12 protein-coding genes and 2 pseudogenes are annotated in these 13,711 nt (G+C 60.5%); 4 read left to right on the top strand and 10 right to left on the bottom strand.

The features are described from left to right. Positions 1 to 134 precede the first annotated feature (134 nt). From USDA257_RS23410 to USDA257_RS23425, 4 genes are all read right to left on the bottom strand, one after another. Positions 135 to 2,075 carry an AAA family ATPase gene (locus USDA257_RS23410; protein WP_014765472.1) on the bottom strand — a complete coding sequence of 647 codons (1,941 nt, stop codon included), beginning with the start codon at positions 2,073 to 2,075 and terminating at the stop codon, positions 135 to 137. Between the two features lie 39 nt (positions 2,076 to 2,114). Then, a complete protein-coding gene (locus tag USDA257_RS23415) occupies positions 2,115 to 2,726 on the bottom strand; it encodes a hypothetical protein (RefSeq protein ID WP_014765473.1) in 612 nt (203 codons plus the stop codon). 244 nt (positions 2,727 to 2,970) lie between these two features. Continuing rightward, positions 2,971 to 3,402, bottom strand: a complete 432-nt coding sequence (locus tag USDA257_RS23420) for a hypothetical protein (protein ID WP_014765474.1) — start codon at positions 3,400 to 3,402, stop codon at positions 2,971 to 2,973. Positions 3,403 to 3,641: 239 nt separating this feature from the next. Next, positions 3,642 to 4,076, bottom strand: a complete 435-nt coding sequence (locus USDA257_RS23425; protein ID WP_041414570.1) for a hypothetical protein — start codon at positions 4,074 to 4,076, stop codon at positions 3,642 to 3,644. Between the two features lie 255 nt (positions 4,077 to 4,331). Between USDA257_RS23425 and USDA257_RS38595 the strand changes: the two are divergent. From USDA257_RS38595 to USDA257_RS23450, 4 genes and pseudogenes are all read left to right on the top strand, one after another. Beyond that, positions 4,332 to 4,877, top strand: a pseudogene (locus USDA257_RS38595) (flagellin N-terminal helical domain-containing protein); the annotation flags it as partial. A 184-nt stretch (positions 4,878 to 5,061) separates the two neighbouring features. After that, a complete protein-coding gene (locus tag USDA257_RS35655; protein ID WP_223843369.1) occupies positions 5,062 to 5,820 on the top strand; it encodes a VOC family protein in 759 nt (252 codons plus the stop codon). A gap of 261 nt (positions 5,821 to 6,081) precedes the next feature. Further along, positions 6,082 to 7,263, top strand: a complete 1,182-nt coding sequence (locus USDA257_RS23445) for a trypsin-like peptidase domain-containing protein (RefSeq protein ID WP_370057220.1) — start codon at positions 6,082 to 6,084, stop codon at positions 7,261 to 7,263. Positions 7,264 to 7,376: 113 nt separating this feature from the next. Then, complete coding sequence (locus tag USDA257_RS23450; protein ID WP_014765479.1) at positions 7,377 to 7,880, top strand: GrpB family protein; 504 nt, start codon at positions 7,377 to 7,379, stop codon at positions 7,878 to 7,880. A gap of 141 nt (positions 7,881 to 8,021) precedes the next feature. Here the strand turns inward: USDA257_RS23450 and USDA257_RS23455 are convergent, their stop codons facing one another. From USDA257_RS23455 to USDA257_RS23480, 6 genes and pseudogenes are all read right to left on the bottom strand, one after another. Next, the gene (locus USDA257_RS23455) at positions 8,022 to 8,882 is read right to left on the bottom strand and encodes a transglutaminase-like domain-containing protein (RefSeq protein WP_014765480.1); all 861 of its coding nucleotides are present in this window, start codon (positions 8,880 to 8,882) and stop codon (positions 8,022 to 8,024) included. 170 nt (positions 8,883 to 9,052) lie between these two features. Further along, positions 9,053 to 9,505 (bottom strand): aminoglycoside 6'-N-acetyltransferase, encoded by a 453-nt coding sequence (gene aac(6'), locus USDA257_RS23460; protein WP_041414575.1) that lies wholly within the window; start codon positions 9,503 to 9,505, stop codon positions 9,053 to 9,055. A 162-nt stretch (positions 9,506 to 9,667) separates the two neighbouring features. Continuing rightward, positions 9,668 to 11,082: pseudogene (locus tag USDA257_RS23465) on the bottom strand (FAD-binding oxidoreductase). 5 nt (positions 11,083 to 11,087) lie between these two features. Beyond that, complete coding sequence (hglS, locus tag USDA257_RS23470) at positions 11,088 to 12,482, bottom strand: 2-oxoadipate dioxygenase/decarboxylase HglS (RefSeq protein WP_014765483.1); 1,395 nt, start codon at positions 12,480 to 12,482, stop codon at positions 11,088 to 11,090. 132 nt (positions 12,483 to 12,614) lie between these two features. Next, a complete protein-coding gene (locus USDA257_RS23475; protein ID WP_014765484.1) occupies positions 12,615 to 13,148 on the bottom strand; it encodes a hypothetical protein in 534 nt (177 codons plus the stop codon). A 36-nt stretch (positions 13,149 to 13,184) separates the two neighbouring features. Continuing rightward, positions 13,185 to 13,649 carry a RidA family protein gene (locus USDA257_RS23480; RefSeq protein ID WP_014765485.1) on the bottom strand — a complete coding sequence of 155 codons (465 nt, stop codon included), beginning with the start codon at positions 13,647 to 13,649 and terminating at the stop codon, positions 13,185 to 13,187. Positions 13,650 to 13,711: the final 62 nt, after the last annotated feature.

Raw genomic sequence — 13,711 nt, forward strand, 5'->3', positions numbered from 1 at the left:
AAGCCCTTATCCGAAAATGCCTCAGGGGAGCGACGAGACTGAAGTCGCAAGGTTCCCGAGTGGCAGGTTGCAGACGATTCGTTGAGCGGCTCCGCCCCTCTCTCGAGCGAGGAGCGGAGCCTGACCGCTAGCCGTCACGTCCTGACGGATGCGGATTCGGTATTCCTGGACTTTACGCCGAGGAGCGCCCGGACCTCGTCACCGATGACATGTCCCTTTTCGACCAGCGCCTCGGTGAGATGGTCGAGTTCCTGACGACGCTCCGAAAGAAGCGCCACCGCTCGGTCGAACTGGGTCCTCAGCCTCGCATCGACGAGACTGCGCAGTTCCGGGTCACGATCACGGAGATACTCGAGGGGACGGTCCCCCTTTCCAAGCTCGACAGAAAGCACCTCACCGAACCCGAAGTGACGCTCCAGCTTCGTGGCGATATCGCTTGCCAGCACCAGGTCCGACGACGGCGCGCCGCCTGCCCCGTCTGCATGGCAGCCATAGACCACCGTCTCAGCCGCGATACCGCCCAAGAGCATCGCGATCCTGTCGTCGTAGTAGCTCACCGTCTTCACTCGTCCGACCTCGGGTTCGAAGACGGTCATTCCGACGGACTGAGCGCCGACTCCAAGGGCCGCATCCCGATCGATGTGAACGTGTTTGAGCACGTCGCATGCAAGGACGACCGCGACGATGGCATGGCCAGCTTCGTGGATTGCAGTGTGCCGCAGTTCGCTCTCGCTTAGGACGTAGCGCTTGGGCATCACCTCGAGGAGGAGGTCTTCAGACAAGGCAACCTTCCGCCGCCTCGAAAGCCGCCTGGCATCGCGAGCAAGCTTCTCGATGTCAGCTCCGGACCAGCCCCTGGTCGCCGACACGAAACGAGCGAGATCGCCGCCGAACGCGTGATCCCGCAGATGGTGCCGGAGGATTGAGACCCGTGCAGCAACGTCGGGCAATGGGATTTCGATGAGCGTCTCGAGCCTTCCCGGACGAAGCAGGGCGCGGTCGATGATAGACGGATTGTTGGTGGCACCAACCACCACAATGCCCTCGCGGCCTTCCGACGGATCGAGACACTCGAGAAGCCCGTTGATCACCTGCCTATGGTAGTCTTGGTTCCCGTTATCGCTGAGAGCGTCCCTGTCGCCGAAACTGTCGAACTCGTCCAGGAACAGGATCGCGGGGGATTTCTTCCTTGCCTCGTCAAATGCTGCCCTCATTGCCTTGAGCAAGTCGCCGAGATGCCCCTTTGCCTGCCAGCGGGCTGCCGATGCCAGTACCAGTTCGACATCGCAGCTGGCGGCGAGTGCCTTCGCGAAGGACGTCTTGCCGCATCCCGGAGGCCCGTAAACGAGCGCGCCGCGGTCAACGTCCTCCCAGCCGATTTCCCTTGCCTTCCAGGCGCGGATGTCCTCGGCAAGTCGGAGGCCCCAATCCTTGGCCTGGCCGTAGCCGTGCATGTCCTCCAGCCTCAGGGTCGCCGTCGCTTCCGCAACAGGCTCCGGCTGTCGCTCCAATTGGGCCTGCCGTCGCAAGCGCCGGACTGCGCTCAGCAGCGGCCGTTGAGGCCGGAACGCCATTTTGACGTCGTCGAAGCAGTGCTGTGTCAGAAAGGCGGCAGTCTCGGTTGTCATCCCCGAGAGACCGATTTCCGATGCGGCAGCCATGTAATGGACGGCCGTAGCGCGAGGCACCTTCGCGACGTAATCCGCAGCCAAGGCCAAATCAGACGACAGGCCATCGAGGGTGACGACAAACACCACCGCGCGACGAGCGGACCGGATTTTGGAGCAAGCGTTTCTGTCGCTGGCGAAATCGTCGTTGTCTGTGACCGACGTGACGGCAAACATGTCGTACCCGTGTTCGTCGTACGGACTCGCCGTGGCCAGCAACTCGCGCGCCGCATGCTCGTAGTACGTCACGGCGTCCGCGTCCTCGATCAGGAGGACAGCGACGAAACAGGCATCCGGTTTCTTCAGAAACGGCCGAAGGATACTACGGACGCCGCACTTAGCGACGGCCACGGGCAGGCTGAAACTGGACTTCGGGCGTTTGGCTGTATCGAGGTGATTATATGTCATCGCTCTCTCGCGCGGGTTCGAACGGATCGGCGGCTTCGGTTACCGCGATATCCTGCGGACCGTCGTTTCCGGGCCGAGCAGCCCTTCATCCAGATCGACCTCGATAAACCCGCGCAGAATGAGAGAAGCGATCCCGGGAACAGGGCGCGTTTCCTGAAAGGCCTTGAGGCACTCGGCAACAGGCATGGAGCCGTGTTCGTCCAGGGCAGCCAGAAGGCGAAGACGGTCGCCAAGCGGCGTATCGTGGTCGGCATAGCGGAGGAGGTCCCGGGCGTTCGCCAACCTCGGGCCGGAATAGACCTCCTCGCGCGGGATCAGCCAGTAACGCGCACCGCGATGGCGGGCGGCGGCCTCGACGACGGCAACGTCGACCGACCTGTCGGGAGCGTCCACGAACATCTGACCGCCGTCCGTGTCGAAGACGAGAAAATCGGGGACGTGGGAGGGGGACTCGAGATCGAGGGCGGTCGGCATGCAGCGCCAGACGGCCACTGACGGGTTGACGTCAAGAAGGCACGCTACGTCGCGCGAGACCTGCGAGCGATAGAGCCTTGGACCCTCGCACTTCACTGTGCCTGCCGGCGGATGGATGCGGATTGACGCGGAATGCCTCACTGCGCGGAGCGACGCCGCGCGCTTTGCGATACCCATGATCTCTACCTCGATAGCGAAAACGATCGATCGTCGCCGCGGCCATGGCGGCGCGAGCGGTCAACCTATTCGTACGAGGCGGGTCTGGTTCTGACACATAGGCCGAACAAATAGGGAACATTTTTTAGGAAGTCAACAGGTCGCCGCGTTTTTCTTCGGGCCGAGAAGTTTTCGAGAACGGCTGTCACCGCCATCGCCGCGGCGGCGGACGGCATGCCAGCCGATGCAGGTTGGAACCTTGGACCTACGGCAAGATGACGTCACGAAATTCGATTATCACGTTCCGGCCGTCACTGTTCGGATGACTGGCGATCAAGCGACCCGCCGCGGACTCGAAGGCGTTGTAGTCTGCCTCACTGAACTCCAGAAGATTGCCGTCAAACTCGATTCTGTTGCGAGCCATCGGCTTGGCGACGGAAAGATTGCCGTGTTCTTTGGTTATCTGCCAAACACCATGAGACTTGCGCCCCTGGCTCATCACCTGAAAATCAAGTACCCAGTCTCCGACGCTCAAATGTTCGGCCCAGTCCTCATAGGCCAATTCATCCGGACTCTGCCGAACCGCCTCCAGCGTCTCTTGCGCCTGCTGGCTGATTTCATCTTTCCAATAGGCGACTTTCACGCGGGAAAAAATCTCCCCCATTTTATGGGGCAGAATGTGATTTTCGAAACGCACCGAAGTTTGTCCTTTCTTTAAGCAGCCTCACCTGGACCGCCGGCGGCGAATAATGTTGGCGAAATCAGGCTCTGCGAAAAAGCCTAACGCGGCACCGATCAACGTGAAGCTCCAAACGCCTGCGACGCCTCCGAAGCCCCCCGACGATACCGGTTCCTGATCCAATGAAAAGACCGAACAGCGCGCCGCCGACAGTCCCTGCAGTCCTCCCATTCATGTTAATCTTTTGCGCGTGCTCTTCACTGCTTCGATTCTGAACCGAGCCATTTCCGGTATGCGTCAACGTGCTGCTGCCAGATGATCTCAGCGCGTTCCGCGACGGCTTTCTTGTCGCTTGCCGTTCTGAAAGCGAAACGGCTATTCACCAGGATAAACTGGATTTCAAGCTCCTTTGCCGCCTCCGTCACAGACGATTCCCAATGCGCGGACCACCTCCCATCAGCTTCTTTGCGTTTCCCGCGAAGCCTGGCTGGAAACTGGTCGATCATTGCAGCGGCCCGCTCGCGAAGACGTTCTCTATCCTCGTCGTGCCGAGGGTCGTCACCGAACAGCAGTTCCTTAGTATAGCTCATACTTGAAAGGCTCCCCTCACCCTCAAAAAGTGCCTGGCTAAGATAAGAGCGGAAGCGGTCAGGCGTGCTGGCGGCCCCCTGCCGATGTCCATTCGCATCCATTGCAGTTTCCTACAGTGCTGATCAAGCGGAAGGTCATCTGACATGCCCACTGCCGATCGATGAACTGCATGGTGCCGAGCCAGTTTCAAGAGAGGCTGCGACCTCGCAAAAATTCCATGGCGAGAGGGTAATTTCCCCCTGGCGTTTTGACCTGACCGTTAACGAGACAAAGCCGAAATACAACCGGGGAGCGTTCGCCTTCCTCCTCGGCTCATGATGACGCCGCATTGCCTCCAAAGACCCCGGCGGAATTTCATGACCAGCATCCATACGAACACCATGGCCATGGCGGCCCTCGGCACTCTTCGTTCGATCAGCGGGCAGCTGAGTGCTGAGCAGGACAAGGTCTCTTCCGGACTGCGGATCAACACCGCCGCGGACAACGCCGCCTACTGGTCCATCTCGACGACGATGCGTTCGGACAACATGGCGATCTCGGCGGTCTCCGACGCCCTTGGCCTGGGGGCTGCGAAGGTGGACGTGGCCTATGCCGGCCTGAATTCGGTCGTCGACGTCCTCAAGGAGTTCAAGGCGAAGCTGGTGGCGGCCGAAGAGGACGGCGTCGACAAGGCCAAGGTCCAGGCCGAGCTCGACCAGTTGAAGGAGCAAGTCCAGAGTATAGCGACGTCCGCCAGCTTCAGCGGGGTCAACTGGCTGAACACCGACATCGCCGACATCTACGACAAGACCCTCAACAGGGCTTCGACCGTCTCGTCATTCGCAAGGGACGCGACGGGCGGCGTCTCCGTCAAGACGATGGATGTCAACCTTTCCCAGGTATCCCTCTTCAACAGCACGGGAGGCGGACTGCTCCAGGCCGACCCCTGTGACCTCGGGACGATCGGCGGACTGCGCTTCTCCACTGGCTCGGATGTCATGAGGACGTACAGCGCCGGCAACACGATGGGGTCCGGCCCCTCCGACGACGTTTTTCACCTGCAGCGGCCCGCTCACATTCGGTGTCGGCGACCAGATTTCCTTCGACGTGACGGTGGATGCCGACAACCCCGCGGACGGCATCTCTGCGCCCTATCACCCGGGGCAGACCACCTCCATCGTGATCGACCGGGCGACGGTCGATGCTGTCCTCCCGTCGGCGAACGGCGTGATCTCAACCTACAAGCAGTATGCCTCGGTGCTGAGCTACGCCCTCTCCGGTTCCGGGGCGACGGCGACGACCTACTGGAAATACCAGACGAAGATCAAGGTCGATATCCCCGATCTCGTCGGCATCGTTTATCTCGGCAACTCATCTCTGGATGGCTCAATCGTGGCCCTCGACCCGGAAGGAACCGAGCCGGGACGGCCCCGTTGGTTTGGTCTCGACAATCAGGAGAAAGTCAAGTCGGACTGGAATGAAGGTCGTCGCCTGCGAGGATGGGTTGCCAACACCGAAACAATTGACGCCGTTCTTTCAATCCACGGCGCGATCTTCGGCGACAAGGTTCCTCTTCCAACTGCGGACCCGACTTTCGCTTTCACCATCCCAAAGGATGGCTCGCTTCCCTTAGACGGTGCGGCCCCCTCGATTATCGACCACCGGGGCGACTCTAGCTATGTGGCCGCAATTCCTGATCTGGGCGCGCGCGTTCGTTCTCTCACCCTTGAACATCCAGACCCGAACGGCATCGGGGCGCTCTATCGCGAACTTTCCATCGACCATCCGCCTGTGATCGTCCAGGCCTCCGAAGTCCGATACCGGGCGCTCATCGAGACCGCAACCGGATTGAAAGAACTGACCTGACCCAGCAGGAAGGTCTGCTTTGTCCGCACACCGCTCACGGCAAACCGATGACCGTGGTGACGGCTGGCCCTTTGATCGGCGGTGGCTCTGCTCGGAATACCCCTAAGGTGTACGAGGCTAGGCGCTTCCCCCTCGTTCTCCCCCCCGGACGCGAGCGTTAAGGTGCATTAAGCCTTCCACAATAATCGGTTGAACGTCGGTAGTGACGCGGCGTACATTTCCCTCGGGGGCTGACCTATGACGAGAACAATCCGGACGCTAATGGCCGCCGTATTGGCAACCATGGCAACTGCTGCTTTCGCAGAAGAAAAGAGGTCGTCGGGAACTGGATTTGCCGTCACGTCCGATGGCTGGCTGATGACGAATGCGCATGTCGTCGAGGGCTGCGATCGCATCGAGGTGAAGGGCATGGGGACCGCTTCCGATCCGAGGATTGACGCCACCAACGACCTTGCCCTGATCAAGGTTTCGGCAGACAGGCCCCTGACGCCGCTGGTGTTCCGACGCGCGCCGACTAGACTGGGCGAGGACATTGTCGCCATCGGCTATCCGCTGGCCGATCTACTGTCGGATTCCGTGAAGATCACGACAGGGAACGTCAACGCCCTCGCCGGATTGAGAAACGACACGCGCTACATTCAGATTTCGACCCCCATTCAGCCTGGCAGCTCGGGCGGCCCCGTCATCGACCGTGATGGTTATCTGCTCGGAATTACCAGCGCGACGTTCTCAAAGAGGGCCGCCGACGAGATCGGGATCACGGCGCAGAACATCAACTTCGCCATCCGCGCGTCGGTCGCTGAACTGTTCATGCAGACTCAGGGCATTCCCGCCCAGTCGGGTGACCGAGCCGCGGATCAGGCGGCTCTCTCGACGGCCGATGTGGCTGACAAGATCACATCCTCCGTTCATCAGGTCCTGTGCTACGGAAAGCCCGAGGTCCAGACACCGCCGCAGATCGAAGGGGCGACGACCTCGCTGCCGAAGCCATCGATTCCCGCGGTGCTGCTCGAAGCAACGGGTTACGATGCGATCGGCTTCGATTACTCCGCATTGAAGGACGTGACCTTTGCGAATTGCCGCGCGGTCTGCGAGGGAGACGCGCGGTGTAAGGCGATAACCTACAACGCGAAGCATCGCGTCTGTTTTCTCAAGGACGATGTCGTCGCCCTGATCCGAAATCGAGACGCGCTCGCTGCCTATTCGTCATCGAAGGTGGCCGAGGTCATCGTGTCGGACTTCACGAGTTTCTCTGGCATGGACATTCCCGGAGGCGACTACAAGCGGATCAGGCAAACGAGCTATTTGGAATGCTTCGTGTCCTGCATCGGAGACAATGCCTGCAGGGCGTTCGCCTACGTGAGTAGGAAGAAGGAATGCTGGCTCAAAGACACCCTCGGACGACCGAAAGCTGCGAGGGGCATCGAGCTTGGCGTAAAGTAGGGTTTCAAACCGTGCGATTGTCCGCAATTAGGTGACATTCAGAAAAGCAAAGCGTTTTGCCAACTCTGCGAATCGGACATGCTGCAGTTGAAATCGAACCGAAGATTGCAAGCATGAGCGCGATAAAGGTCGTCGAATACGATCCTGCATGGCCCGGACTGTTCGACGGGGAAAAGAGCCGGATATTGGAGCTGATCGGCGATATGGTGGATGACATTCACCACATCGGCAGCACCTCGGTCGTCGGCCTATATGCGAAGCCCAAGATTGACATCGACGCAGTGCTTCGTAGCGATGCAGTGGTCGCCGATGCGGTCGAGCTCGTGAAGTCGCTCGCGAACTTCACCTTCCATGGCGATCCCTACAATGATGGCATGTGGACCTTCACGTCGGGTCACGGTTCCTATGGCACGCGGCTCTACCTCTGCGGGCCGGAGAACGCCACGCATGTCAAACGTGTGCTGTTCCGCGATTGGCTCCGCACCCATCCGAACGACGCGGCCGAATACGCCGCGCTGAAGCGCGAACTGGCAAGGGAGGCAAACGGCGACTGGAAATTCTACACTGCGGGCAAGGCAGAATTCTTCGCGAGGATCGTGCGGCAAGCGTCCCTGTAATGGGTGTACCAGAGGTCGGCTGTCGACCCAAACCGGTCATTGGCAGTCGCAAAAACCCGCCGCGAAACTCCAACTTTTGCGACAGAGTTTTGCGGCGAGAATCTTCGAACGCTTTCAGGAAAGACCGGAGTGTCGCAAAAGTCAGGAGTTACGCAACATGACAGCCACCGGCTCGCCTTGTGGGAAGCTGATAACCTGCTTTGGCAAAGGCCAGTCCGCTACAGCTTCTGGCTCGCTCTCCCCACCAGCGCCGGCGCTTTCTAGCCGTGAAGCGAGTTGATCGAGCGTTATCCTCGTGTGCTGTGGCCACTCGGTTGGAGCGCGGGAAAGGTTCTCTGATAGACCCCAATAGTCCCACGGCTTCAGTTCCAGCTTGCGCAGTGCGGCGATCTCTCGAAACAGGCTTCCCGCGACAAACCATTCCCCGCCAAGATTGAGGCTCGACACGCCAAATCGCGGAGCGATACCCGGTTCGTCTTTAATCCGAAACCATGCCTCGCTTGCCGTTAGAAACCGCTCGTGCGGTACATCCAACGCGTTGAAGGCCGCTTCCCCGCCGGATGCAAACTCCACATCGAGCCGCTTCCATTGCCGACCATCGTGCCATTCGCAAAGCCAGTGATCTTCCCAAAAGTCGGGTACGATATAGTCAGCAAAGCCGACACGGAGACGTGCCGGGATACCCCTCGCACGAAATCCACTCGCGGCAAGAATGGCGAAATCCCGGCAGAGTCCACCAATCTTGGCCTGCGTGGCATCGCCTTCAAACAAGTTGCGCTTTACGGTGACGGCCAGAATCTCGTTCACGGAACGTAGCCCCAAATCGGCGGCCTGTTCAGGTGTGAAGCCTCTTTCCTTGGACTCAGCACCGCGAGGATGCTGCATGAATGAGCTAATCCACCGGGCAATTGCCCCCGGCTCGCCGCCGCCTTGCATCAAGATTTCACGATGCTGCCCGGGTTCCGAATAGATGCTTTGGGAAGCATAGAAGGTTTTGTGCATTGTCGTCTCTCTCTCCAGTTGAGGATTGAGACACGACAAGAAGGGCAAATTTTCAAAAATTGGCAATCGGCGCTTGTCGCGAAAATCCCGCCACCTGCGACAAACATATGTGGCGTAACATGTTTTAGGATTCGTGCGGCGAACCATCCTCGTGGAAGGGGAGCACCGGCCTACAGTGGCTTTCGGAAGAACACGACGCGCTGTGTCTCCTCAAATCCTAATGCGGTATGGAGCGCATGGCTGGCTGAATTCTCAAGCAGCGCGTCAGAGCCAAACTCAACACACCCAAGCGACTTCCCCCAATCGGCAACGGCATTGCAAAGCAATCGTGCGATACCCTTTCGCCTGTCAACGGGCCGGACATAAATCCCTTCGAGGAATAGAACGGGCGAGCTGCTGCATCCATTCACATAATCATGTCGCAAAGTGGCCTCAGCAAACCCGACAGCTTCATTCGCAGCATTTCGAGCGATGAACGCGACGGCTTCGCCACTTTCTGAAAGAAACGCCCGGCCCAACTCGGCTCGATGATCTTCGAGTGAGTGATGCGGCCACAGCGCAACGCGAAGCTCCGCCCACGACTCAACATCTTTTATGGTCCCAATCTGGATAATCGATTCCATATAGTGGTTCTCTTTTCTCGCGAAATTCCCGATTAAAGCGACACTTGTTTTCCTGACTTTTGCAACGTCGCAGAATAGACGGTTTTGCGATGCCGGCAGTGTTGGCGCATTCCAGTCGAGGGCTTTCCGTCTCCTGTCGGCCCAAACCGGACATGTTCTAAGTTATAGGCACAAAACTCCTACGGGGCCGGGCGACACTAGAGTCTTCAGACCAGTCGCGATCCGCCTGACCTCGGTCGGAGTGTAGGCCTCATAGAATCTTTGGTTCTTGCGTCCGATCGCGTGCTCGGCGCTAAAGCTCCCACCAAACTCTTGAACTGTGACGTCGAATACCCATTCCCTGAGCGAGGTCTCGAAATCGCTGATGGGCAGCCGCGCATCGTCCCCAGGCACCACTAGATTGAAATGGACGCCTCCATCGCCAATGTGGCCGAAATCGCAGATATCGACATCGGGAAAGCGCCTCGGCAGTTCCTGATTCATCCAGTCCAGGAACCGCATGACGTCGCCCCGGCGGAAGGATAGGTCGAAAGCGATGAGCTTGCCCCTGTGCTTCACGCCCTCGGAAAGCGCGTGGCGCAAAGCCCAGATTTCGTGCGGCGGTCCGATGAAGGCGTCGGCCAGCACTGGGTGTCCCTGCTCCCAGATATCCTCAAGGACCGACTGAAGCACTTCGTCGAGGCTCTGCTCGCCCTTGCGGGGAGCGTTTGACCGGGTGACCTCCACCAGGATCACAAGATCGGGAATTCCGGTTCCGTAGAAGGGGTTACGCAACGACGGAACATGATCGAAGGCTGCCCTAACCGCGTTCCCCGACATGCCCTCGAAGGCGCTCAGGTAGCCTCCAAGCGCGGTCTCCATGGTTACAAGCAGTTCGGACACCGCTTCGGCCGACGAGGGCACAAGCAGCGCCGTGGCTGTCTGCTGAGGTATCGGTTCCAGGTTCAAGACGCATTCGGTCACGACGCCGAACGTGCCGGACGTCCCGATGAAGAGCTGCTTGAGATCGATCCCCATGTTGTTCTTCCGGAGGTCCGATGAAAGATCGAGGACGGTCCCATGCTCGTCGGCGAGAACGACCTTTAGGCCCAACGTGCTCCGGCGGACGTCGCCGTAGCGGAGAAAGCGGGAGCCGCCCGTGTTCGTGGCGATCATGCCGCCGAGCCGCGGATCGGCTCCGAGGTCGATCGGGAAGAACAGCCCGAACTCCTCGAGGCGGGCGTTCAAGTCCGAAAGACGGATGCCAGCCGAGGCTCTGACCGACCTGTTCGTCCTGTCGAGTTCGAAGACGCCTGTCAGACGGTCGAGGCTTAGTACACCCTGGGTGCCGCTGCTGTCCGGGGTCGATCCAGATACGAGCCCGGTGTTACCGGACTGCGGAATGAGATGGATGCCTTCCCGCACGCAGTAAGAGACGGCGTGCGACACCTGTTCTGTCGATGTGGGCCGCAGGACGAAGGCCGCCTTTCCGACATCGTAGCGCGCCCCGTTTCGTACGCGGCCATGTCGCCCGGCTCGGTCAAGACCGCCTTGTCTCCGAGGAGGGTGCGGAGAGCGTCTATATGGTTCTTCGTCATGTCGCTCATTCCGCCGCGGCCGTGGTCCCGGTGCCAACGCACCTCTCGATGGACGCTCTCATCATGCCCGCATAGTGGGCGAATTCGTCGAGCACGGTCGTGCCGAGATCGCGCTCGAACATCCGCTGGTTCGGGCTGGCGACGAATTCCTGCGCCGCGTCGTCCCCGAGATTCGACTGGAAGATGCCTGCAGCGCTGACCGGAAGGAAGTCTTCGTAAACGAGGGGATCGAACCGCACGTGACCCGCATCGATGGCCGCCTCGAGATCGAGCCTCTGGCTGGCGGAGGAAAATCCCTTGTCCGTGAGCGCATAGACAAAATAACCCAGACCCTGCTTGCGGATTTCGTTCCAGTCGTCCGGGAACGCCTTGAACACCTCCGAGAGGACGGCCAGGTACTCCGCCGCGTTCGATCCGTCCGCGGCGGGACGGCACCGATCCCTCGTCTCGTTCAGCAGGCGGTCGTAGAGCGCACGGCCCTTCGGAGTGAGCGCGACGCCCCTTTGCTCGATCTCGCCGAACCGCGCCGTGTGCGATCCCGAATGCCAGGTCCCGTCTTCGCCTTGGAACGACACGTCTTCCTCGAGCGCCTTGAACGACGTCTGCCGGAGCAGGATAGGGCACTTGCGTTGCGGAGGGCCTTCGACGATGGCCTTGGGCGTTATGCCCTCGGCCGGCATCCTCTCCTGGACGACATCGATGTCTAGCGTGCGCGGTGTCAAGTGGTTGATGTGCGGACCCTTGAACGAGACGACGTCTGCGACAAGGCGGTGGGCATCGTGGAGGCGGGCGTACATCTCGGGACTGACGATCGCCTTGTCGTGCCAACGGAAGGTTTGGAGGACGTCGTCGACGAACCGTTTCGCGTCATCCTGACCCAAACCTCCTTGCCGCTCGGCCTTCTCGACCAGCGCGACCGCGCCCGCGGTGAAGATGTCGCGTTCGGCCAGCAGCTTCTCGGCCTCACGCCGCAAGTCCTCGTCCTTTATGAGGTCGAGGCGCAGCAAGGACGTGAACACGCGAAACGGATTGACCTTGAGACTGGCTTCTTGGACAGGTCGGAAGGCAGTCGCATGGACCGGGACGCCAGCGGTCGACAGATCGTAGTAGCCGACCGGAAACATGCCCATGACCGCGAACACGCGGCGCATCATCGAAAGCTCGGCGGCCGTGCCGAGCCGGATAGCCCCATGTCTCTCCTCTGAGATGCGATCTAGGGAATCGGTCACCGCGAGCCGCCGCAACAGTTCCGGATTCGCGTCAAGGGTCTCTTCGTTGACCCGCTTTACCAAGGACATGAGGGTGCCGTAGGCGGGCACCTCGTCGCGGTACATGGCCGACATGGCGGCCGAAAAGTCCGACCGGATGGTATCGGCGGAAACGAACTCGGGATTTGTCATGGCAAACTCGCCGTTGATGGACTTGGATAGTTCTGGCGGACCCTAGCCCATCGGCCCCCACATGTGTCGCGACGTTGTCGTCTGAGATTATGCGAGTTCGGAATGCGCGTCGCCGAGACGCCAAGCCGGGGATCAGCCCGGCAACTGCTGGCCCTGTCTGGGCTGGCGCGGATCGGCCAGTGGCTTGCTCCTGGCTAGCGCGAAGACGAGGAGGAGGATGCGGAGGCACAGCGCCCCGGCGAGAGCGGCGACGCCTGGCCAGACCCAGTGTGTCCATGCGAAGCCCCCAGCCGACCCGAGGACGCTCGATCCGACGTAGTAGGCGAAGAGATAGAGAGCTCCCGCGCTGGTCCGGTTGTCGAACGACCGTCTGCTTACCCAGCTCGACGCGGTGCTGTGCGCCCCGAAGAATCCGACCGTGACGATCCCGATCGCCGAGATGTTGAGCCATAAGAGCGACGCCAGGGTAAGGAGCACGCCGACGAGCAGGACGGCCACCGGAATCCAGAATGTCCTGCGGACGCCGAGCGCGCCTGCGAGCCGTCCGAAATAGGCCGAGCTCACGGAACGCGATCGCGCCAATGGCCCGGTCGCGATCGACACGGACAGGCTCGCGTTCTCAGCCGACACGCCGAAAACCGACGAGAACACCGGGAGCCACGGCATTCATCGCCTCTCCGCTGGGCCTCGCGCCCCGGTCGTTCAACCACGCAGTTCGAAGATCGCGTCGGCCTCGACCATGACGCCCCTCGGAAGCGAAGAGCAGCCGACCGCCGCGCGGACATGCTTCCCGTTCTCGCCGAAGACTTCGATCATGAGCTTCGAGCATCCGTCCATGACGGCGGCATGCTTGGTGAAATCGGAAGTGGCGTTGACGAAGCCGCCTATGCGGACGACCCGGGCGATCCTCTCGAGGTCGCCGCCGCATGCGGCTTTGGCCTGCGAAAGTATGGCCAGCCCGCATGCCCGCGCGGCGTACCGGGCACGCTCCAGGTCTTTGTCGCCCGACACCACCCCCAAGATCATCTCCTCGCCCTTGCGCGCGATCTGGCCCGCGATGAACAGCAGCGATCCGGATATCAGCCACGGCACGTAGTCGGCGGCCGGAACAGGGGCCTCCGGCAGTTCGGTCCCAAGCGCCTTCAGTCTGTCGTCGATAGTCGTCATTTCCACTCCTCGCGTTGTTCTCCCATCCACCTAACGCGCGGGTCCGTTCCCACGAAGAGACA

It is taken from the genome of Sinorhizobium fredii USDA 257 (genome assembly GCF_000265205.3).
Lineage (GTDB): Bacteria > Pseudomonadota > Alphaproteobacteria > Rhizobiales > Rhizobiaceae > Sinorhizobium > Sinorhizobium fredii_B.

Excerpts from the sequence above, each read along its gene's own strand:
- USDA257_RS23480 (WP_014765485.1), bottom strand. The coding sequence starts at position 13,649 with ATGACGACTATCGACGACAGACTGAAGGCGCTTGGGACCGAACTGCCG.
- USDA257_RS23425 (WP_041414570.1), bottom strand. The coding sequence starts at position 4,076 with ATGGATGCGAATGGACATCGGCAGGGGGCCGCCAGCACGCCTGACCGC.
- USDA257_RS23450 (WP_014765479.1), top strand. The coding sequence starts at position 7,377 with ATGAGCGCGATAAAGGTCGTCGAATACGATCCTGCATGGCCCGGACTG.
- USDA257_RS23445 (WP_370057220.1), top strand. The coding sequence starts at position 6,082 with ATGGCCGCCGTATTGGCAACCATGGCAACTGCTGCTTTCGCAGAAGAA.
- hglS (WP_014765483.1), bottom strand. The coding sequence starts at position 12,482 with ATGACAAATCCCGAGTTCGTTTCCGCCGATACCATCCGGTCGGACTTT.
- USDA257_RS23475 (WP_014765484.1), bottom strand. The coding sequence starts at position 13,148 with ATGCCGTGGCTCCCGGTGTTCTCGTCGGTTTTCGGCGTGTCGGCTGAG.
- USDA257_RS23410 (WP_014765472.1), bottom strand. The coding sequence starts at position 2,075 with ATGACATATAATCACCTCGATACAGCCAAACGCCCGAAGTCCAGTTTC.
- USDA257_RS23415 (WP_014765473.1), bottom strand. The coding sequence starts at position 2,726 with ATGGGTATCGCAAAGCGCGCGGCGTCGCTCCGCGCAGTGAGGCATTCC.
- USDA257_RS23455 (WP_014765480.1), bottom strand. The coding sequence starts at position 8,882 with ATGCACAAAACCTTCTATGCTTCCCAAAGCATCTATTCGGAACCCGGG.